We start from the raw sequence: 20145 nt of genomic DNA, 5'->3' as shown, positions 1-20145 counted from the left end.
CGTTCGCCCCGTGGCAGGTGCTTTGCTTTAGCGTCGTGCGGCATCCAGAATGAGCAGGACGGCCCAGCCTGGGCGTCCTGACGTCAGTCCAGACATTTACCTCCTGAGGTATTTATGAGTAACAACCTCGACCAGCTCACCGATTGGTTGAAAGAGCACAAGATCACCGAAGTCGAGTGTCTGATCAGCGACCTCACCGGTATCACGCGCGGCAAGATCTCCCCTACCAACAAGTTCATTGCCGAAAAGGGCATGCGCCTGCCCGAAAGTGTGCTGTTGCAGACGGTGACCGGCGACTACGTCGACGATGACATCTATTACGAGCTGCTCGATCCGGCCGACATCGACATGATCTGTCGCCCCGACGAGAACGCGGTATTCCTGGTGCCATGGGCCATCGAGCCCACCGCGCAGGTGATCCACGACACCTACGACAAGCAGGGCAACCCGGTCGAGCTGTCGCCGCGCAACGTGCTCAAGAAGGTCTTGAAGCTCTACGCCGACAAAGGCTGGCAGCCGATCGTGGCGCCGGAGATGGAGTTCTACCTGACCAAGCGCTGCGAGGACCCGGACTTCCCGCTGCAGCCGCCCATCGGTCGCTCCGGTCGCCCCGAAACCGGTCGCCAGTCGTTCTCCATCGAGGCCGCCAACGAATTCGACCCGCTGTTCGAGGACGTCTACGACTGGTGCGAACTGCAGCACCTGGACCTGGACACGCTGATCCACGAGGACGGCACCGCGCAGATGGAAATCAACTTCCGTCACGGCAACGCGCTGTCGCTGGCCGACCAGATTCTGGTGTTCAAGCGCACCATGCGCGAGGCCGCGCTCAAGCACAACGTCGCCGCCACCTTCATGGCCAAGCCCATGACCGGCGAGCCGGGCAGTGCGATGCACCTGCACCAGAGCATCATCGACGTGAACACCGGCAAGAACATCTTCTCCAACGAAGACGGCAGCATGAGCCAGCTGTTCCTGCACCACGTCGGTGGCCTGCAGAAGTTCATCCCGTCGGTGCTGCCGCTGTTTGCCCCCAACGTCAACTCGTTCCGCCGCTTCCTGCCCGACACCTCGGCGCCGGTGAACGTGGAGTGGGGCGAGGAGAACCGCACCGTGGGCCTGCGCGTGCCGGATGCCGGCCCGCAGAACCGTCGTGTGGAAAACCGCCTGCCCGGCGCCGACGCCAACCCTTACCTGGCGATTGCCGCCAGCCTGTTGTGCGGCTACATCGGCATGGTCGAAGGCATCAACCCCAGCGCGCCGGTCAAGGGCCGCGGTTACGAGCGGCGCAACCTGCGCCTGCCGCTGACCATCGAGGACGCCCTTGAACGCATGGAGAACTGCAGCGCGCTGGAGCCGTACCTGGGCAAGAAATTCATCGCAGGCTACGTCGCCACCAAACGCGCCGAGCATGAAAATTTCAAACGCGTGATCAGCTCCTGGGAACGCGAGTTCCTGCTGTTCGCGGTCTGATAAACCCCGGGGCCGCAGGAGCGCGGCCGTCAGTCATCGGAGAAGCACATGAGCGTCAAGAACCCGCAAACCCGCGAGTGGCAAGACCTGAGTCGTGATCATCACCTGGCGCCGTTCAGCGACTACAAGCAGCTGAAGGAAAAAGGCCCGCGGATCATCACCAAGGCCAAGGGCGTGCACCTGTGGGACAGCGAGGGCAACAAGATCCTCGACGGCATGGCCGGGCTGTGGTGCGTGGCCGTCGGCTACGGCCGTGAAGAACTGGCCGAGGCGGCAGCCAGCCAGATGCGCGAGCTGCCGTACTACAACCTGTTCTTCCAGACCGCCCACCCGCCGGCGCTGGAGCTGGCCCGGGCGATCACCGAGGTGGCCCCTGCGGGCATGAGCCATGTGTTCTTCACCGGCTCCGGCTCCGAAGGCAACGACACCAACCTGCGCATGGTCCGCCATTACTGGGCGCTCAAGGGCAAGCCGCAGAAGCAGGTGATCATCGGTCGGGTCAACGGCTATCACGGCTCCACCGTGGCCGGCGCTGCCCTGGGCGGCATGAGCGGCATGCACGAGCAGGGCGGTACGCTGCCGGGCATCGTGCATATTGCGCAGCCGTACTGGTTCGGCGAAGGCGGCGACATGACCCCGGACGCGTTCGGCGTATGGGCCGCCGAGCAACTGGAGAAGAAGATCCTCGAAGTCGGCGAAGACAACGTGGCCGCCTTTATCGCCGAGCCGATCCAGGGTGCTGGCGGGGTGATCATCCCACCAGAAACCTACTGGCCGAAGATCAAGGAAATCCTCGCCAAGTACGAAATCCTGTTCATTGCCGATGAGGTGATCTGCGGTTTCGGTCGTACCGGCCAGTGGTTCGGTACCGACTACTACGGCCTCAAGCCCGACCTGATGACCATCGCCAAGGGCCTGACTTCGGGCTACATCCCCATGGGCGGCGTGATCGTGCGTGACGAAGTGGCGGCCGTGCTCAGCGAAGGCGGCGACTTCAACCACGGCTTCACCTACAGCGGCCACCCGGTGGCGGCAGCGGTGGCCCTGGAAAACCTGCGGATCCTGCGCGACGAGAAAATCATCGAGCGCGTTCAGGCAGAAACGGCACCGTATTTGCAGAAACGTCTGCGTGAGCTGAACGATCATCCGCTGGTGGGCGAGGTCCGTGGCCTGGGCATGCTCGGCGCGATCGAGCTGGTCAAGGACAAGGCGACCCGCACCCGTTACGAGGGCAAGGGCGTGGGCATGATCTGCCGCCAGTTCTGCTTCGACAACGGGCTGATCATGCGCGCCGTGGGCGACACCATGATCATCGCGCCGCCGCTGGTCATCACCTGCGAGGAGATCGACGAGCTGGTGGAAAAGGCACGCAAATGCCTGGACCTGACGCTCGAAGCGTTGAAGTGAGCAGGTGCTAGGCTCAGCCTTGGGTTGAATGGCGATCTGCGGCGCACTCTGGTTGAAACCGCGCCGTGGATCTTGCCAGACTAGCGACTGTTTCAGTCGCCCAGCGCTTGCGCCGAACGAGTCGGTCGCTGAACAGATGGTTTCTATAAAAAATTCTGGAGCATTACGCATGAAGAAAATGGGCAAGACGCTGTTGGCCGCTACCATCGCGGGGTTGATGGCCGGTGCTGTTCAGGCGGACGACAAGGTGCTGCACGTCTACAACTGGTCCGACTACATTGCGCCGGACACCATCGCCAAGTTCGAGAAGCAGTCGGGCATCAAGGTGGTCTACGACGTGTTCGACAGCAACGAAACCCTGGAAGCCAAGCTGCTGGCCGGCAAGTCGGGCTACGACGTGGTGGTACCGTCCAACAACTTCCTGGCCAAGCAGATCAAGGCCGGTGTGTACCAGGAGCTGGACAAGTCCAAGCTGCCGAACTGGAAGAACCTCGACGAAGACCTGCTCAAGGCCGTGGGCGATGCCAGTGACCAGGGCAACAAGCATGCCTTCCCGTACATGTGGGGCAGCATCGGCATCGGCTACAACCCCGAGAAGGTCAAGGCCGCGCTGGGCGTCGACAAGATCGACTCGTGGGACGTGGTGTTCAAGCCGGAAAACATCGCCAAGCTCAAGAGCTGCGGCGTGAGTTTCCTCGACGCACCGACCGAAATGATCCCGGCGGCCCTGCATTACCTGGGCAAGCCGACCAACAGCAAGGACAAGGCAGACCTGAAGGCCGCCGAAGACCTGTTCCTGAGCATTCGCCCATCGGTGGCGTACTTCCATTCCTCCAAGTACATCTCGGACCTGGCCAACGGCAACATCTGCGTGGCCGTGGGTTACTCGGGTGACCTGGAGCAGTCCAAGGCCCGTGCCCACGAAGCGGGCGACAAGGTCAAGCTGGCCTACAGCATTCCGAAAGAAGGCGCCGGCACCTTCTATGACATGGTCGCGATTCCCAAGGACGCCACCAATGTCGAAGCAGCCTACAAGTTCATGGACTTCCTGATGCAGCCGGAAGTCATGGCCGAGATCACCAACGCCGTGCGCTTCCCGAACGGCAACAAGGCAGCCACCGCTCTGGTGGACAAGGACATCTCCGGCGACCCGAGCATCTACCCGTCGGATGAAGTGAAGAAGCACCTGTACGCGATCAGCGACCTGGATGCAGGCACCCTGCGCCTGATCACCCGCAGCTGGACCAAGATCAAATCGGGCAAATAAATCCGGTTTTTCCCGTCAGGCACTGAAAAACAGTGCCTGAACGGGGCTCGAGGGCAAATTCTTTTTGCTCGATGGGTGTATCGAAGGTAAGTTGCGCGCCGGTTTGCCGGTACCGCAGGCGTATCTGCCAAACGACTCGGGCACTTTTGTAGAGGACCTCCCACTTGTCTACTTCACATTTTCGCAAGGCCGTCCTAGCCACAGCGAGCCTGACGCTGGCGATCAGTGTCCAGGCGGCGCCCACGGTGCATATCTACAACTGGTCGGACTACATCGGCCAGACCACCCTTGCGGACTTCGAAAAGGAGACCGGCATCAAGCCGGTGCAGGACGTCTTCGATTCCAACGAAACCCTGGAAGGCAAGCTGCTGGCCGGTCGCACCGGCTATGACGTGGTGGTGCCGTCCAACCATTTCCTCGGCAAGCAGATCAAGGCGGGCGCGTTCCAGAAGCTCGACAAGACGCTGCTGCCCAACTATTCCAATCTCGACCCGGCCCTGATGAAGCGCCTGGAGAAGAACGACCCGGGCAACCAGTACGCGGTCCCCTACCTGTGGGGCACCAATGGCATCGGCTACAACGTCGAGAAGGTCAAGGCCGCGCTGGGCACCGACACCATCGATTCATGGGCCGTGCTGTTCGAGCCGGAAAACATCAAGAAACTCTCCAAGTGCGGCGTGGCGTTCCTCGACTCGGCCGACGAGATGCTGCCGGCGGTGCTCAACTACATGGGCCGCGACCCCAACAGCACCAACCCCAAGGACTACGCCGACGCCGAGAAGAAGCTGCTGGCCATACGTCCCTACGTGACCTACTTCCACTCGTCCAAGTACATCTCGGACCTGGCCAACGGCGACATCTGCGTGGCCGCCGGCTTCTCCGGCGACGTGTTCCAGGCCAAGTCCCGCGCCGAAGAGGCGGGCAAGGGCGTGGAAATCGCCTACGCGATCCCCAAGGAAGGCGGCAACCTCTGGTTCGACATGCTGGCGATTCCCAAGGACGCCAAGAACGTCAAAGAGGCCCACGCCTTCATCAACTATCTGCTCAAGCCTGAGGTCATCGCCCAGGTCAGCGATTACGTCGGTTACGCCAACCCGAACCCCAAGGCTGGCGAACTCATGGACCAGAGCGTGCGAACCGACGCAGCGGTTTACCCACCGCAAGAGGTGCTGGACAAGCTGTACGTCAACTCAGAGTTACCCCCCAAAGTGCAACGTTTGATGACCCGAAGCTGGACCAAGATCAAGTCGGGCAAGTAACTATCCAGGGCCCGTCACGGCAGGGGCGGGCACCAAAATCTTGTTGGGAGTTTCACACATGGCAGTTGCCTCCGGTGCCTATAAGAAAGCCCTAGAAGGCGATCAGCAACCTAAACAGGTGCTGGTCAAGATCGACCGGGTTACAAAGAAGTTCGACGAAACCGTAGCGGTGGACGATGTGTCCCTGGAGATCAAGAAGGGCGAGATCTTCGCGCTGCTCGGTGGCTCCGGCTCGGGCAAGTCCACCTTGCTGCGCATGCTGGCAGGGTTCGAGCGCCCGACCGAAGGGCGGATCTTCCTCGATGGCGTGGACATCACCGATATGCCGCCCTACGAGCGGCCGATCAACATGATGTTCCAGTCCTACGCGCTGTTCCCGCACATGAGCGTGGCCGACAACATCGCCTTCGGCCTCAAGCAGGACCGCATGAGCAAGGACGAGATCGAGGCGCGAGTGGCCGAGATGCTCAAGCTGGTGCACATGACCCAGTACGCCAAGCGCAAGCCGCACCAGCTCTCCGGTGGCCAGCGCCAGCGTGTGGCCCTGGCCCGTTCGCTGGCCAAGCGGCCCAAGCTGCTGCTGCTCGACGAGCCGATGGGCGCGCTGGACAAGAAACTGCGTTCGCAGATGCAGCTGGAACTGGTGGAGATCATCGAGCGCGTGGGCGTGACCTGCGTGATGGTGACCCACGACCAGGAAGAGGCCATGACCATGGCCCAGCGCATCGCGATCATGCACCTGGGCTGGATTGCCCAGATCGGCAGCCCCATCGATATCTACGAAACCCCCACCAGCCGCCTGGTGTGCGAGTTCATCGGCAACGTCAACCTGTTCGAAGGCGAAGTGGTCGAGGACGCCGAGGGCCACGCGCTGATCGCCAGCCCCGAGCTCGAGCGCAAGATCTACGTGGGCCACGGTGTGACCACCTCGGTCGAAGACAAGCGCATCACCTATGCGCTGCGTCCGGAAAAACTGCTGGTGACCACCGAGCAGCCGAGCTTCGAGTTCAACTGGTCCCACGGCAAGGTGCATGACATCGCCTACCTGGGTGGCCATTCGGTGTTCTACGTGGAGCTGCCAGGCGGCAAGATCGTGCAGTCGTTCGTCGCCAACGCCGAGCGCCAGGGCACCCGGCCGACCTGGGATGACCAGGTCTACGTGTGGTGGGAAGACGACAGCGGCGTGGTCCTGCGGTCATGACAGCGCGCAAGCTCAAGCGAGCGTTTCAGCGATTGATACCCGAAGGGCGTCACCTGGTGATCGGGGTGCCGTTCCTGTGGCTGTTCCTGTTCTTCATGCTGCCGTTCTTCATCGTGCTGAAGATCAGCTTTGCCGAAGCCGACGTGGCGATCCCGCCGTACACCGAGATCTTCACCTACCTCGAAGACAAGGTTCAGCTGGTACTCAACCTGGCCAACTATGGCCTGTTGACCGAGGACGAGCTGTACATCGCGGCCTACCTGGGCTCGTTGAAGATGGCCCTGATCAGCACGATCCTGTGCCTGGCGATCGGCTACCCGATGGCCTACGCCATCGCCAACGCGCGCAAGGAAATGCAGACCGTGTTGCTGCTGCTGATCATGATGCCGACCTGGACGGCGATCCTGATCCGCGTGTATGCGTGGATGGGCATCCTCAGCAACAACGGGCTGCTCAATGCCTTCCTGATGTGGCTGGGGCTGATCGATCAGCCGCTGCAGATCCTCAACACCAACCTGGCGGTGTATATCGGCGTGGTCTATTCGTACCTGCCGTTCATGATCCTGCCGCTCTACGCCAACTTGGTCAAACACGACCAGAGCCTGCTGGAAGCGGCGTCCGACCTGGGTTCGAGCACCTTCAACAGCTTCTGGAAAATCACCGTGCCGCTGTCCAAGAACGGCATCGTGGCCGGCTGCATGCTGGTGTTCATCCCGGTGGTGGGCGAGTTCGTGATCCCCGAGCTGCTGGGCGGCCCGGAAACCCTGATGATCGGCAAGGTGCTGTGGCAGGAATTCTTCAACAACCGTGACTGGCCGGTGGCATCCGCCCTGGCGGTGGTGATGCTGGCAATCCTGATCGTGCCCATCCTGCTGTTCAACCGCAGCCAGGCCAAAGAGATGGAGGGCAGGGCATGAAGCGTTTCAGTTTCTCCAAGCTGATGTTGGTGGTAGGCCTGCTGTTCATCTACCTGCCCATGCTGATCCTGGTGATCTACTCGTTCAACGCCTCCAAGCTGGTGACGGTGTGGGGGGGCTGGTCGGTGAAGTGGTACGTGGGCCTGCTCGACAACACCCAGCTGATGGGCTCGGTGATGCGCTCGCTGGAGATCGCCTGCTACACCGCGGTGGCCGCGGTGGCGCTGGGTACCCTGGCGGCGTTCGTACTGACCCGTGTGACCCGCTTCAAGGGGCGCACGCTGTTCGGTGGCCTGGTCACCGCACCGCTGGTAATGCCTGAGGTGATCACCGGTCTGTCGCTGTTGCTGCTGTTCGTGGCCATGGCGCAGATGATCGGCTGGCCGCAGGAGCGCGGCATCGTCACCATCTGGATCGCTCACACCACGTTCTGCGCCGCCTATGTGGCGGTGGTGGTGTCGGCCCGCCTGCGCGAGCTGGACCTGTCCATCGAAGAGGCGGCCATGGACCTGGGCGCGCGGCCGTGGAAGGTGTTCTTCCTGATCACCATCCCGATGATCGCGCCGTCGCTGGCGGCGGGCGGCATGATGTCGTTCGCACTGTCGCTGGACGACCTGGTGCTGGCCAGCTTCGTGTCCGGGCCGGGTTCGACCACCTTGCCGATGGAAGTGTTCTCGGCGGTGCGCTTGGGCGTGAAGCCGGAGATCAACGCGGTGGCCAGCCTGATCCTGCTCAGCGTGTCGCTGGTGACCTTCATGGTCTGGTACTTCAGCCGCCGTGCCGAAGAGCGCCGCAAGCGCGCGATCCAGCAAGCCATCGAAGAAAGCGCCGCGGATTCGTGGAAGCAGCCGGACGTGCGCCGCGCCACTGCGGCGCAGGTCTCGGCCTGATCTGAAAAAGCCATCGCGGGTCACGCCCGCCCCCACAGGTTTTGCGAGCACCGCAGACCCCTGTGGGAGCGGGCGTGACCCGCGATGGGCTGCACAGCAGCCCTAGGGCACCAGCCGCAACGTCCCCTCGGTCTCCCCCGCCAACCCCATCAGCGCCCGCTGATACCTGCCGTCGATATAGTCCTGCGCCTGATCGGCATAGTGCCTGTCGAACACCACGCCGCTCTGCCCGAGCGGGTTGATGCTCAGCGCCGCCCCCGCATCGGCGAAATCGATCACGCGCCGCGTCGATGGCCCGTAGGTCACCGGCCACGGTGCCGGGCCGATTCTGGATGACAGGTTGTTCGGTACCTCATGCGCGCCCGGCGCCGCGAATGGCCCCACGTTGAACAGCAGGTTCAGCGGCTTCTGCGCACCCAGCGGGTGCCCGTGGGTCAACGTGTGCGCCTTGCCCCACTGCCAGCTCGCCGGGTCCGTGCCCAGGGTGGTGCGCAGGTGCGCCAGGGTGTTGTCCCAGGCCAGCTTGACCACCGTTTCGCGGTCACTGTGCGCGTTGCTGCCCTTGCGCGCCCACCACTGCGAATCCACGTCCGCGGCCAGGCGCGGCAGCAAGGTATCCACCATGCGCGTCGACAGCAGCGTCTCGAACCATTCGTCACCGAGCTCGTCATGGGTGGCGGCGCGGGCGAATTCGTACAGCAGCTGGTTGAACAGCGTGGCGCTGGTCGATTCCACCGGGTAGTCGCCGCGCCACGCGGCCAGTTGCTCGACCAGCTCGCGCTCGTGTACGTCGGTGACCACCTGGCGCAGCACCGACAGCAGCGGTGTGAGCAGGTGCGGGCCATAGGCGGTGGCCGTGTCCAACTGCAACGCCTGGCTGTTGTGCAGGTCCCACTTCACGCCGGGCGAGGCCAGGTTGTTGTTGAGCTGGCGGCCGCGGTCCGGCGGGTTGTAGTAGCCGGGGATGACCATGCCGGTGGGCGACACCGGCTGGAAGTTGGCCGAGACGATGTAGCCCGCGGCGGGGTTCTCCTGCTGCGGGTTGGCGCTGAACGGGTAGAAGCCGAGCTTGTCGGCCTGGGCCGTGCTGCCGTCGAGAATGAACGCCGGGTTCACCCCATCCGGACGGATCGGCAACTGCGCTGCCGCCCACCAGCCGATATCGCCCTGTGCGTTGGCCCATACCAGGTTGAGGCCGGGGGCGTGGATCTTGGCGGCGGCCGCACGCATCCTGTCCAGGGTGTTGGCGCGGTTGATGTCGTAGAAGGCCTCCAGGATCGGGTTCTCGGTTTCCAGGAATGCCCACCACATCGCGATCGGCGTGCCGTTTTCATGCCCACTGACGGCGGGGTTGATGATCGGTCCGTGCGGCGAGCGGCGCAGGGTGAGGGTGAGCGGGTCTTCCCCCTTGATCCGGACCTGCTGCTGGGTGGAGGTGAGGTCGTGCCACTGGCCGTGGATCTTCACCTGTTCGGGATTGTCCGGGTTGACCTGCTCGGCGATCAGGTCGAGGTCGTCGTTCTGGAACATGGTCAGGCTCCAGCCGAACTCGCGGTTGTGTCCCAGCGAGGCGAACGGGTTCAGCGCCTGGTGGTAGCCGTACAGGTGAAAGCCCGGCGCCGACAGTTCGGCCTCGTACCACACCGACGGCACCGAGAAGCGAATATGCGGGTCGCCCGCCAGCAGCGGCTTGCCACTGGCGGTGAGCCTGCCGCTGACGGCCCAGGCGTTGCTGCCCTCGAATTGCGGCAGGCCCGCATCGCCCAGCGCCTGGTGGCTGACCTGGGCGATGCGGCCCAGCCTGCGCCAGTCGGCGGCAGCCAGGTGTGGCGGGGTCTGCACCGCGCCTTCGGGGTCCCAACCCAGGTCGAAGTCGCTGAGGTAGTACTTGCCCAGGTGATCGCGCACGTAGGTCAGCAGCGGCTCGGTACGAAACGCGGCGGCGAAGCTGTAGGCCATGAACCCTGCGATGCTCAGGGTGTCCTCGGCGATGAACGGGCGCGGTGTGATGCCCAGCACATCGAACTCCACGGGCCTGGGGTGCGAGTCCTGCCAGGCGTTCACGCCCTCCAGGTAGGCTTGCAGGGCCAGCCAGGCCGGGGATTGCCTGTCCTGGCGGGCGACCATGCTGCGCGCCTGCTCGGCAATGCGCAGGCTGCGGAACAGGGTGTCGGTCTCCACCAGCCTGGGGCCCAGTACCTCGGCCAGTTCGCCATTGGCCAGGCGCCGGGTGATTTCCATCTGGAACAGGCGGTCCTGGGCGTGCACGTAGCCCAGTGCGCGGTACAGGTCGGTTTCGTTCTGCGCCTGGATGTGCGGTACGCCGCGCTGGTCGTAGCGCACGCTTACCGGCGCCTGCAGGCCGGCCACGGTGACTTCGCCGGTGCGTTGCGGCAACTTGCTGTGGGCATACCAGTAGCCGCCGCCGGCGACGGCGGCGATGAGCACCGCAAGAAGGGTAAGGCTGCGTTTCATCGGGGCTCCTTGTGCGAGGATCGTTCCTTGCCCTGGCCGGTCAGATGTTCGGCACAGGATAGACCCTGCAACTTAACCCATCCCAGGAAGCCACGGTCCGATGAACCTCAGTGAAAAGCAGAAAATGCTCGCCGGCCAGCTCTATCATGCCGGCTGTCCCGAGCTGCAGGCCGAGCAGATCGCCAACAAGCACTGGATGTACCGCTACAACCATTCCCCCGAACTGCTCAACGAGCAGCGTCATGCCCTGCTGGTCGAGCACTTCGCCAAAGTGGGGGCAGGCGCGGTGATCCGGCCGCCGTTTCATTGCGACTACGGCTACAACATCACGCTGGGCGCCAACGTGTTCGTCAACTTCAACTGCGTGATCCTCGACGTGGTGCAGGTGCACATCGGCGATGACTGCCAGATCGGCCCCGGTGTGCAGATCCTCACCGCCGACCATCCGCGCGATCCGGCCATCCGCCGTTCGGGGCTGGAGAGCGGGCGCCCGGTGAACATCGGCAGCAACGTGTGGATCGGTGCCGGTGCGCTGATTCTGCCAGGGGTGAGCATTGGTGATGATGCGATCATCGGCGCGGGCGCAGTGGTGACCCGCGATGTGCCGGCGGGGGCGACAGCGATGGGCAACCCGGCACGGGTACGCTAGCCGGCCCAGGGGCAATAGCAGCCCACCGCCAGGGTGTGGGTGGCGTTCACGCTGCGGCCCTGGGTGAGGGCCAGCAGAATGGGCTCGATGAAGCTGTTGCTCGAATTGCACGTGGCACCCTCGCTGTAGGGGCCGAAGTAGGCGAGCTGGCCGTTGCGGCCCCAGATCGCTACCGCAGGGCTTGCCGGCAGGTGCTCGGCGCCGGGCAGATCGGCCAGTGGCTTGAGCGCGCCGAGGGTGGCGGGCAGTTGGCCGTGGGTACCGGGCTTTTGCACCACGTAGAACTCCACGCCCTGGGCGGCGAAGTGCTCGGTCAGCTCGGCCAGGTGCTGCTGGTTGCCGACGTTGCAAGGGCAGGCCGGGTCCCAGAAGTGCACCAGGCGGACGGGGCCGGGGCCGGCGATGTCTTCCGGCAGGCGCAGAGTGTCGCCGGCGAACAGTGCGGTGTGGTTGTCGAAGGGGCGCAGGTAGCGGCCCTGGAAGCTGTCGTAGGCCCACCACAGGCCGGCGGCGCAGAGGAGCAGGGTGAGGCCGGTGAGCAGGTGGCGGGGCATCGGGGGTACCATTTCCGGAAAGGGGTGTATCTTTTCGCCGGCAAGGCCGGCGCCTACGGGCGAGGGGACGGCACAGGCAACAAAAAAGTCCCCCAGCTTGCCACGCCGTTCGCAACAGATGAATATCACAGGTCAATCCTTTGCCCCGTTGTTGGTAACTTCCATGCCCGCGTCATTCCAGCCCGACTCCCTGCGTGCCAGCCTGCAACCGCTGGCCGCGCGTCAGCCGTTGTCGGCCCAGGTGCAGGCGTACCGGCATTTCTACAGCCTGGACATCCCCGGCGTCGACAGCTGGCTGGGGCGTTTCGACACCGCAGGCTTCGAGCTGGTCGCCCAGGTCTGGCTGCCCGCCGCGCCTGTGGCGACGCTGGTATTGCTGCACGGTTTCTACGACCACATGGGCCTCTACCGCCACGCCATCGAATGGGCCCTGGCCCGGCAGTTCGCGGTCATCGCCTGCGACCTGCCGGGTCATGGGCTGTCCAGCGGCGAGCGCGCCAGCATCGATGACTTTGCGGTGTATCAGGACGTGCTGCAGGCGCTGTTCGAGCAGGGCCAGGCGCTGAACCTGCCGCAACCCTGGCACCTGTGTGGGCAGAGCACCGGCGGCGCCATCCTGGTCGACCACCTGCTGCACCACGGCGCGCACAGCCCGGCCCAGGGCCAGGTGATCCTGCTGGCGCCGCTGGTACGCCCGCGTGCGTGGCGCTGGTCGAAATTTAGCTATCAGGTGCTGCGCCACTTCGTCACCGGCATCGAGCGGCGCTTCAGCGACAACAGCAACGACCCGACCTTTTTGCCGTTCCTGCAGGCCGACCCGCTGCAGCCGCGGCGCCTGCCCACTGCCTGGGTCGGGGCGCTGATGGCGTGGGTCAAGCGTATCGAGGTGGCGCCATGCAGCCCGCGCCAGCCGCTGATCGTGCAGGGGCAGGCCGACATGACCGTTGACTGGCCGTACAACCTTGAGGTGCTCAAGGCCAAGTTCGCCGAACCGCAGATTCTGCTGATGCCCGAAGCCCGCCACCACCTGGTCAACGAGCTGCCGGCAATACGCCGAGACTACTTTGCCTTCATCGGCCAGCGCCTGGGCTGATCACTGCAGGTCGGAGGTGCTCTGACCGACCGCCAGGCCAGCCCGGATTGCGGCCAGGGCGGCGGCATAGTACGCCTTGCCTTCGGGCGATTCGGCAAAGCTTGCAAAGGCGTCGAGTTCGGCATCCGACAGCCCGCGATACACATACAGCAGGGTGTTGTTCAGGTCGGCCTCGATCTGCTGCATCAGGCGCTGGCGCTGCCCGTCGAGCAGGCCCTGGGCCTGGCTGCCACCGAGCAGGCCGGGGATCATCTGGCTCAGGCTGTCGGCCGCCACCCCGGCAATCGCCAGGCTGACCTCGGCACCGGCCTCGCGGGCCGGCAGGGCCTGGGCCAGGTGGCCGATGATCAGCAGGCGGCTGTCGCTGGCCTCGATCTTGGGCAGGCCCTTGGCATTCTTGGCCAACTGGTCACGGCGGGTGGCCAGCAGCTCGGCCGCCACGATCTTGCGCCCCAGGGGGGATTGAAAAAACGCCAGCGCAGGCTTGGGGTCGCTGAGGTTGGCGCGCAACTGGGCTTCGGCGCGGCGGTCGACGGCGGTGGGTTCGAAACGCTGGTTGCTGTTGTTCACCAGGGCCTGGAAGACTGCAGGCGGCAGGCTGCTGCGATAGCGCTGCTGGGCGGCATCGAGGGCATCGGTGAAGTGGGCGCGCTGCTCCGGCCACCCGGCAACCTTGTACAGTTGGTCGTGGGTATCTGCCAGGACAGGCGTGGTGCAGATCATCAACAGCAGAAAAAACAAACGGCGCATTCAGGACTCCTGTCGGCAGGCCGCTATTGTCCGTGGCCCGGCGGGGCTTTGTCGAGACGCCAATGCACACTCTCGGCCAAGTGGCGCTGTCGGTTTTGCTGGCGGCTCGATACTATGCGCGGCATGCAGATATCCCTTGATCACCCCTTGCTGTCGCGCATCGTCGACGACCTGGCCACCCGTGGCTGGTCGCAGCACGACCTGTTCCTGCCGGCCCCGCTGACGCGGGCACTGGCGGCCGAGTGCCGCCGCCGCGCCGCCGAAGGCGAACTGGCCCCTGCGGGGGTCGGGCGAGGGCCCGCGCAGGAAGTACGCGAAGGTATTCGCAACGACCATATCCAGTGGCTCGAACCCGGTGACTCGGACGCCTGCGACCAGTACCTGGGGTTGATGGACGGCCTGCGCGAAGCGATGAACCGCGGCCTGTTCCTGGGCCTGGAAGACTTCGAGTGCCACTTCGCCCTGTACCCGCCCGGCGGCTTCTACCGCAAGCACCTGGACCGCTTTCGCGACGACGACCGGCGCATGGTCTCGGCGGTGATCTACCTCAACGAAGACTGGCTGCCCGAACATGGCGGGCAGTTGCGCATGACCCTCAAGGACAATGTGGAACACGATGTGCAGCCGACCGGCGGTTGCCTGGTAGTGTTCCTCTCCGGCGAGATCCCCCACGAAGTGCTGCCGGCCAACCGCGAGCGGTTGTCGCTCACCGGCTGGTTCCGTCGGCGCGGCAACGAGCCCTTCTAGCATGCACAAGGTTCTGGTCAGCGCCTGCCTGTTGGGGCAGCCGGTGCGCTATGACGGTCGCGCCAGCGGGTATCCGGATGTGCTCCAGGGCTGGCAGCGGGAGGGTCGCGTGGTGCCGTTGTGCCCCGAGGTCGCCGGCGGTCTGCCGACCCCGCGGCCACCTGCGGAAATTCCCGGTGGGCAGGGCAGTGCGGTGCTGGAGGGCCAGGCCCGGGTGGTGACGGTAGCCGGCGAGGACGTGACCGCGCCGTTCGTGCAGGGCGCGCACCTGGCGCTGGCACTGGTGCAGCGCCACGCCATAAGGGTGGCCGTGCTCAAGTCGGGCAGCCCGTCCTGTGGCAACCGGCTGACCTATGACGGTACGTTCAGCGGCACCAGGGTGGAAGGTGAGGGCGTGACCACGGCGCTGTTGCGCCGGGCCGGGGTGCAGGTGTTCAGCGAACTGGAGCTGGACGCGGCCGTGCAGGCCCTGGATGCCCTCGACGCCTAAGGTGCGTCGGTGTCCACGGCAGCATCCGCCGCCTCGGTGTGGGTCTGGGCCTGGGGCTCGACAGCGGGCCGCGCCGCCTGCTGCGCCAGCTCGGTCATGCGCCCGTTGTCCTTGATGCGCTGCAGGGCGGCGTTCAAGGCTTTCTCGAAGGCCGGGTTGTCCTTCTGGAAGGGCATCACATAGCGATTGTCGTCGTCGCCGTCGGTATAGGGTTCGCTGACACCCAGGCGCTGCTTGAGCTCGGGGCTGGCGGTGATCTGGTCCAGGGCGATGTCGTAACGACCGCTTTCCACACCGTCCAGCAACTCGTCATGGTCGACGGGCACGAACTCCACCCCTACATCCAGCTCCTTGGCCAGCGCCTGGCCCAACCCGATCTCGAAGCCGGTCCACTGGCCTTGCTTGCGGATATTGGTCGAGGAATCGGCGCTGATCGCGATACGCAGTTCATTTCGATCGTTGACCTCGTCGATCAGCTCGGCATGGGCCAACGGGGTCAGCAGGGCCGTGAGCAGTACCCCAATAGTCAAACGCATCTAAGCCCCTTTCCTGGTCTTTGGCAGTGAGTCCGGTCGCCGCGACTTTTTGTGTGTGTCGCGGTCGAACAGTGTCTAGGACCGCACTTGGCCGAGGATGTTAGATGCCAGGGAAGATTTTTCCGTGGCGTTTTTTAAAGCTTGCCTTGGCGCAATTGATCTATCGTAATGAACCGTTGCCCTGGTATTCAGGGGTAAGGGTTACCGAAGTAAATCACAGGAGAAGTGAATGAAAAGCCTATTTTCGCGTGCTGCCGTCGCTGGTTTGTTGATGGGCGTGTCCGCGCTGGCCGCCGCCGAAGGCCTGGTGAGCCAGGCACCACCCAAGGATGCCAAGGTATTCATCGTTTCCCCGGCCGATGGCGCCACCGTCGACAAGACCTTCACCGTCAAGTTTGGCATCGAAGGCATGGAACTCAAGCCGGCCGGCGACGCCACCCCGCATAGCGGCCATCATCACCTGCTGGTGGACGTCGACAAGGCGCCGGCTGCCGACCAGGTGCTGCCCACCAGCCTGATGCCGGAAAACGGCCAGCCGCTGCCCGCCGGCCCGCAGGTACTGCACTTTGGCAAGGCGCAGACCGAAACCCAGCTGACCCTGACCCCTGGCAAGCACACCCTGCAACTGGTGCTGGGCGACAAGTTCCACGTGCCGTTCAAGCCAAGCGTGGAATCGAAGAAGATCACCGTGACCGTGAAGTAAAACGCGGGCATGAAAAAAGGCGACCCGAGGGTCGCCTTTTTCATTTGTATCGGTGTTGCCGGCGAAGCGTTTAGAACAGCACGCGCGAACGGATGGTGCCGTTGATGTGCTGCAGCTTCTCTTGCGCCAGGTCCGAGTACTCGGCATCGACGTCGATCACCACGTAGCCGACCTTCTCGTTGGTCTGCAGGAACTGACCGGAGATGTTGATCGAGTTTTCCGCGAACACCTTGTTGATCTCGCTGAGCACGCCCGGAATGTTCTGGTGGATGTGCAGCAGGCGGTGCTTGCCCGGGTGCGCCGGCAGGGCCACTTCAGGGAAGTTGACCGACGACACGGAGGTACCGTTGTCGCTGTACTTGACCAGCTTCTCGGCCACTTCCAGGCCGATGTTGGCCTGGGCCTCGGCGGTGGAACCACCGATGTGCGGGGTCAGGATCACGTTGTCCAGGCCACGCAGCGGGCTTTCGAACTGCTCGTCGTTGGAGCGCGGCTCTACCGGGAACACGTCGATGGCGGCGCCGATCAGGTGCTTGTCCTTGATCGCAGCGGCCAGGTGGTCCAGTTCGACCACGGTGCCACGGGCGGCGTTGATCAGGATCGCGCCCTTTTTCATCGCGCGGATTTCCTTCTCGCCGATCATCCACTGGGTGGATGGCAGCTCAGGAACGTGCAGCGAGACGATGTCGGCCAGGCCCAGCAGCTCGTGCAGGCTGGCGACCTGGGTCGCGTTGCCCAGCGGCAGCTTGGTCAGCGGGTCGAAGAAGAACACCTGCATGCCCAGGCTTTCGGCCAGTACCGACAGCTGGGTGCCGATCGAGCCGTAGCCGACGATGCCCAGCTTCTTGCCACGGATCTCGAAGGAGTTGGCCGCGCTCTTGATCCAGCCGCCACGGTGGCAGGAAGCGTTCTTCTCGGGGATGCCGCGCAGCAGCAGGATCGCTTCGGCCAGTACCAGCTCGGCAACCGAACGGGTGTTGGAGTAAGGCGCGTTGAACACGGCGATGCCGCGCTCGCGAGCGGCGTCCAGGTCGACCTGGTTGGTGCCGATGCAGAAACAGCCGACAGCGACCAGTTTCTTGGCGCAGTCGAAGACCTCTTCGGTCAGCTGGGTGCGAGAGCGAATGCCGATGAAGTGGGCATCGGCGATCTTTTCCTTCAGTTGCGCGTCCGGCAGGGAGCCGGTGAGGTATTCGATGTTGCTGTACCCGGCGGCCTTGAGGACGTCCACGGCGGATTGGTGGACGCCTTCGAGGAGAAGGAACTTGATCTTGCTCTTATCGAGAGAAGTCTTGCTCATCTGCGTAAACCTGTGTCCCGGAGAAAAATGGCAGGGAAAGAAGCGCTCGCAGCATCGGCTTTCGGCACGATCTGCGGGGGTGCGTATGCTAGCATAGGCACCCCTGTTTACGCCCATCCCTGGCACGTGAAACGTGCTCAGGGTGACCATGAATTGTTCGAGAGTTCTGTAGATGACCGATCGTGCGCTGTTGGATGAGCTGATGACCCTGGTTGAGCCTGGAAAGGTCCTGACCGACGCTGCTTCACTTGATGCGTACGGCAAGGACTGGACCAAGCATTTTGCTCCAGCCCCCCTGGCCATCGTGTTCCCCAAGAGCACCGAACAGGTTCAGGCCATCGTGCGCTGGGCCAACCAGCGCCAGGTCGCCCTGGTGCCGTCGGGCGGGCGCACCGGCCTGTCGGCCGCCGCAGTAGCCGCCAATGGCGAAGTGGTGGTGGCGTTCGACTACATGAACCAGATTCTCGACTTCAACGAATTCGACCGCAGCGTGGTGTGCCAGCCTGGCGTGATCACCGAGCAGCTGCAGAATTTTGCCGAGGACAAGGGCCTGTACTACCCGGTCGACTTCGCGTCGGCAGGTTCCAGCCAGATTGGCGGCAATATCGGCACCAATGCCGGCGGTATCAAGGTGATTCGCTACGGCATGACCCGCAACTGGGTAGCTGGCCTCAAGGTCGTGACCGGCAAGGGCGACCTGCTCGAGCTGAACAAGGACCTGATCAAGAACGCCACCGGCTACGACCTGCGCCAGCTGTTCATCGGCGCCGAAGGTACCCTGGGCTTCGTGGTCGAGGCCACCATGCGCCTGGACCGGGCACCCAACAACCTCACCGCGATGGTGCTGGGCACGCCTGATTTCGACTCCATCATGCCGGTGCTGCACGCCTTCCGTGGCAAGCTCGACCTGACCGCCTTCGAATTTCTTTCCGACAAGGCCCTGGCCAAGGTGCTGGGCCGCGGTGACGTGCCTGCGCCGTTCGAGACCGATTGCCCGTTCTACGCGCTGCTGGAATTCGAAGCCAGCACCGAGGAAGTGGCCAACGAAGCCCTGGCCACCTTCGAGCACTGCGTCGAGCAGGGCTGGGTACTGGACGGCGTGATGAGCCAGAGCCAGCAGCAACTGCAGAACCTGTGGAAGCTGCGCGAGTACATCTCCGAGACCATCTCGCACTGGACCCCGTACAAGAACGACATTTCGGTAACCGTGTCGAAGGTGCCGGCGTTCCTCAAGGATATCGACGCGATCGTCGCCGAACGCTACCCCGACTTCGAGGTGGTGTGGTACGGCCACATCGGCGACGGCAACCTGCACCTGAACATCCTCAAGCCCGACGACATGAGCAAGGACGAGTTTTTCTCCCGTTGCGCGGTGGTCAACAAGCAGGTGTTCGAGACGGTAGAGAAGTACAACGGCTCGATTTCGGCCGAACACGGCGTGGGCATGACCAAGCGTGACTACCTGACCTACAGCCGTTCGCCGGTCGAGATCGAGTACATGAAGGCAGTGAAGGCGGTGTTCGACCCCAACGGGATCATGAACCCGGGCAAGATCTTCGCCGTCGAGTGAACCCAGCAGCGCCAATAACATCGTTCCAGGAGTCGGCAATGAACTATCAGCACCAGTATGTAGACGGCACGCGTACTCATCTGCCGGTGGGCAAGGTGGTGTGCATCGGTCGCAACTACGCCGAGCACGCCAAAGAGCTGGACAACCCGATTCCGACCGAGCCGCTGCTGTTCATCAAGCCGGGCAGTTGCGTGGTATCGCTGGAAGGCGGGTTCAAGATCCCGGCCGAGCGTGGCTCGGTGCACTACGAGGCGGAAATCGCGGTGCTGCTGGGCAAGTCGCTGTCGCCGGCGCCTACCGAAGAAGAAGTGCTCGACGCCATCTCCGGCTTCGCCCCGGCACTGGACCTGACCCTGCGTGACCTGCAGGCGCAGCTCAAGGAAAAGGGCCTGCCCTGGGAGCGCGCCAAGTGCTTCGACGGCGCCTGCGTGCTGACGCCCTTCGTGGTTGGCAGCACATTCGAGGACCTGGCCGATATCGGCATTCGCCTGAGCATCAACGGCGAGGTGCGCCAGGACGGCAACAGCGCGCTGATGCTCAACCCGATCGTGCCGATGATCCAGCACATGGCCTCGCAGTTCGCGCTGCAGGCGGGTGACGTGATTCTTACCGGTACGCCGGCCGGCGTCGGGCCGCTGAGCGCTGGCGATGAGCTGGTGCTGGAACTGCCCGGTGTGAGCCGTTTCGAGGGCAGCGTTCGCTGACCTGCCCCGGGTGGCAGTCGATAGCCGACTGCCACCTTTTCCCCGGCCTTTGATCGGGCGTTGCCGTTTTTTTCACAAATGATCCGGATAATCCCCGCGAATCAACCTTGTGAACGTGCCTGCGTGTTGCGTGCCAGGCTAAAAAAACAACGGGAATACC

At 63.8% G+C, this 20145-nt stretch carries 19 protein-coding genes; 14 read left to right on the top strand and 5 right to left on the bottom strand.

Annotated elements, in window-relative coordinates:
* Positions 1–114: 114 nt before the first annotated feature.
* The 7 genes from FW760_RS06335 (at position 115) to FW760_RS06305 (ending at position 8414) form a co-directional block, all read left to right on the top strand.
* Positions 115–1473, top strand: coding sequence for a glutamine synthetase family protein (locus FW760_RS06335; RefSeq protein ID WP_043863424.1), 1359 nt, complete (start codon positions 115–117; stop codon positions 1471–1473).
* A gap of 48 nt (positions 1474–1521) precedes the next feature.
* A complete protein-coding gene (locus tag FW760_RS06330) occupies positions 1522–2880 on the top strand; it encodes an aspartate aminotransferase family protein (RefSeq protein ID WP_043863425.1) in 1359 nt (452 codons plus the stop codon).
* A gap of 169 nt (positions 2881–3049) precedes the next feature.
* Positions 3050–4147: a polyamine ABC transporter substrate-binding protein gene (locus FW760_RS06325; RefSeq protein ID WP_446443708.1), complete on the top strand. Its 1098-nt coding sequence runs from the start codon at positions 3050–3052 to the stop codon at positions 4145–4147.
* A 164-nt stretch (positions 4148–4311) separates the two neighbouring features.
* Positions 4312–5406, top strand: a complete 1095-nt coding sequence (locus FW760_RS06320; protein ID WP_043863427.1) for a polyamine ABC transporter substrate-binding protein — start codon at positions 4312–4314, stop codon at positions 5404–5406.
* A gap of 58 nt (positions 5407–5464) precedes the next feature.
* Entirely contained in the window at positions 5465–6607 is a 1143-nt protein-coding gene (locus FW760_RS06315; protein ID WP_043863428.1) for an ABC transporter ATP-binding protein, read from the top strand.
* 35 nt (positions 6608–6642) lie between these two features.
* The gene (locus FW760_RS06310) at positions 6643–7524 is read left to right on the top strand and encodes an ABC transporter permease subunit (RefSeq protein ID WP_173925095.1); all 882 of its coding nucleotides are present in this window, start codon (positions 6643–6645) and stop codon (positions 7522–7524) included.
* The gene (locus FW760_RS06305) at positions 7521–8414 is read left to right on the top strand and encodes an ABC transporter permease subunit (protein ID WP_043863430.1); all 894 of its coding nucleotides are present in this window, start codon (positions 7521–7523) and stop codon (positions 8412–8414) included. The genes FW760_RS06310 and FW760_RS06305 overlap by 4 nt, the downstream gene beginning before the upstream one ends.
* Before the next feature lie 102 nt (positions 8415–8516).
* On the opposite strand, the gene FW760_RS06300 is transcribed toward FW760_RS06305, so the two are convergent.
* Positions 8517–10889: a penicillin acylase family protein gene (locus FW760_RS06300; RefSeq protein ID WP_446443707.1), complete on the bottom strand. Its 2373-nt coding sequence runs from the start codon at positions 10887–10889 to the stop codon at positions 8517–8519.
* 100 nt (positions 10890–10989) lie between these two features.
* Here FW760_RS06300 and FW760_RS06295 point away from each other — a divergent pair, with 100 nt between their 5' ends.
* On the top strand, positions 10990–11538 hold the full coding sequence (locus tag FW760_RS06295; RefSeq protein WP_043863432.1) for a sugar O-acetyltransferase: 549 nt from the start codon (positions 10990–10992) through the stop codon (positions 11536–11538).
* Here FW760_RS06295 and FW760_RS06290 read toward each other — a convergent pair.
* Positions 11535–12092 carry a DUF6436 domain-containing protein gene (locus FW760_RS06290; protein WP_229588985.1) on the bottom strand — a complete coding sequence of 186 codons (558 nt, stop codon included), beginning with the start codon at positions 12090–12092 and terminating at the stop codon, positions 11535–11537. The two genes, FW760_RS06295 and FW760_RS06290, sit on opposite strands and share 4 nt — an antisense overlap.
* 163 nt (positions 12093–12255) lie before the next feature.
* On the opposite strand from FW760_RS06290, the gene FW760_RS06285 reads away from it, so the two are divergent.
* Entirely contained in the window at positions 12256–13185 is a 930-nt protein-coding gene (locus FW760_RS06285) for an alpha/beta fold hydrolase (RefSeq protein WP_446443706.1), read from the top strand.
* On the opposite strand, the gene FW760_RS06280 is transcribed toward FW760_RS06285, so the two are convergent.
* Positions 13186–13935, bottom strand: a complete 750-nt coding sequence (locus FW760_RS06280; protein WP_043863435.1) for a DUF2059 domain-containing protein — start codon at positions 13933–13935, stop codon at positions 13186–13188.
* A 114-nt stretch (positions 13936–14049) separates the two neighbouring features.
* Here FW760_RS06280 and FW760_RS06275 point away from each other — a divergent pair, with 114 nt between their 5' ends.
* A complete protein-coding gene (locus FW760_RS06275) occupies positions 14050–14682 on the top strand; it encodes a 2OG-Fe(II) oxygenase (RefSeq protein ID WP_043863436.1) in 633 nt (210 codons plus the stop codon).
* 1 nt (position 14683) lies between these two features.
* Positions 14684–15172, top strand: coding sequence for a DUF523 domain-containing protein (locus tag FW760_RS06270; RefSeq protein WP_286902124.1), 489 nt, complete (start codon positions 14684–14686; stop codon positions 15170–15172).
* On the opposite strand, the gene FW760_RS06265 is transcribed toward FW760_RS06270, so the two are convergent.
* Complete coding sequence (locus FW760_RS06265) at positions 15169–15708, bottom strand: transporter substrate-binding domain-containing protein (protein ID WP_255001424.1); 540 nt, start codon at positions 15706–15708, stop codon at positions 15169–15171. The two genes, FW760_RS06270 and FW760_RS06265, sit on opposite strands and share 4 nt — an antisense overlap.
* Before the next feature lie 229 nt (positions 15709–15937).
* Between FW760_RS06265 and FW760_RS06260 the strand changes: the two genes are divergently transcribed.
* Complete coding sequence (locus FW760_RS06260; protein ID WP_058541763.1) at positions 15938–16411, top strand: DUF4399 domain-containing protein; 474 nt, start codon at positions 15938–15940, stop codon at positions 16409–16411.
* A 70-nt stretch (positions 16412–16481) separates the two neighbouring features.
* Here FW760_RS06260 and serA read toward each other — a convergent pair whose 3' ends face one another.
* Positions 16482–17711, bottom strand: a complete 1230-nt coding sequence (gene serA / locus FW760_RS06255) for a phosphoglycerate dehydrogenase (protein WP_043863440.1) — start codon at positions 17709–17711, stop codon at positions 16482–16484.
* A gap of 172 nt (positions 17712–17883) precedes the next feature.
* Here serA and FW760_RS06250 point away from each other — a divergent pair, with 172 nt between their 5' ends.
* Positions 17884–19281 (top strand): FAD-binding oxidoreductase, encoded by a 1398-nt coding sequence (locus FW760_RS06250; protein ID WP_043863441.1) that lies wholly within the window; start codon positions 17884–17886, stop codon positions 19279–19281.
* A 38-nt stretch (positions 19282–19319) separates the two neighbouring features.
* On the top strand, positions 19320–19985 hold the full coding sequence (locus FW760_RS06245; protein ID WP_043863442.1) for a fumarylacetoacetate hydrolase family protein: 666 nt from the start codon (positions 19320–19322) through the stop codon (positions 19983–19985).
* Positions 19986–20145: the final 160 nt, after the last annotated feature.

This window comes from Pseudomonas sp. 1176_21 (genome assembly GCF_052850635.1).
Note: the sequence above shows the minus strand (reverse complement) of the source record. Positions and strands in the feature narration are given on the sequence as shown.

Bases quoted from the DNA above. Each gene is read 5' to 3' on its own strand.
- FW760_RS06285 (WP_446443706.1), top strand. From the start codon at position 12,256: ATGCCCGCGTCATTCCAGCCCGACTCCCTGCGTGCCAGCCTGCAACCG.
- FW760_RS06290 (WP_229588985.1), bottom strand. From the start codon at position 12,092: ATGCCCCGCCACCTGCTCACCGGCCTCACCCTGCTCCTCTGCGCCGCC.
- FW760_RS06300 (WP_446443707.1), bottom strand. From the start codon at position 10,889: ATGAAACGCAGCCTTACCCTTCTTGCGGTGCTCATCGCCGCCGTCGCC.
- FW760_RS06245 (WP_043863442.1), top strand. From the start codon at position 19,320: ATGAACTATCAGCACCAGTATGTAGACGGCACGCGTACTCATCTGCCG.
- FW760_RS06295 (WP_043863432.1), top strand. From the start codon at position 10,990: ATGAACCTCAGTGAAAAGCAGAAAATGCTCGCCGGCCAGCTCTATCAT.
- FW760_RS06280 (WP_043863435.1), bottom strand. From the start codon at position 13,935: ATGCGCCGTTTGTTTTTTCTGCTGTTGATGATCTGCACCACGCCTGTC.
- FW760_RS06275 (WP_043863436.1), top strand. From the start codon at position 14,050: ATGCGCGGCATGCAGATATCCCTTGATCACCCCTTGCTGTCGCGCATC.
- serA (WP_043863440.1), bottom strand. From the start codon at position 17,711: ATGAGCAAGACTTCTCTCGATAAGAGCAAGATCAAGTTCCTTCTCCTC.
- FW760_RS06305 (WP_043863430.1), top strand. From the start codon at position 7,521: ATGAAGCGTTTCAGTTTCTCCAAGCTGATGTTGGTGGTAGGCCTGCTG.
- FW760_RS06315 (WP_043863428.1), top strand. From the start codon at position 5,465: ATGGCAGTTGCCTCCGGTGCCTATAAGAAAGCCCTAGAAGGCGATCAG.
- FW760_RS06260 (WP_058541763.1), top strand. From the start codon at position 15,938: ATGAAAAGCCTATTTTCGCGTGCTGCCGTCGCTGGTTTGTTGATGGGC.
- FW760_RS06250 (WP_043863441.1), top strand. From the start codon at position 17,884: ATGACCGATCGTGCGCTGTTGGATGAGCTGATGACCCTGGTTGAGCCT.
- FW760_RS06335 (WP_043863424.1), top strand. From the start codon at position 115: ATGAGTAACAACCTCGACCAGCTCACCGATTGGTTGAAAGAGCACAAG.
- FW760_RS06265 (WP_255001424.1), bottom strand. From the start codon at position 15,708: ATGCGTTTGACTATTGGGGTACTGCTCACGGCCCTGCTGACCCCGTTG.
- FW760_RS06330 (WP_043863425.1), top strand. From the start codon at position 1,522: ATGAGCGTCAAGAACCCGCAAACCCGCGAGTGGCAAGACCTGAGTCGT.
- FW760_RS06270 (WP_286902124.1), top strand. From the start codon at position 14,684: ATGCACAAGGTTCTGGTCAGCGCCTGCCTGTTGGGGCAGCCGGTGCGC.
- FW760_RS06325 (WP_446443708.1), top strand. From the start codon at position 3,050: ATGAAGAAAATGGGCAAGACGCTGTTGGCCGCTACCATCGCGGGGTTG.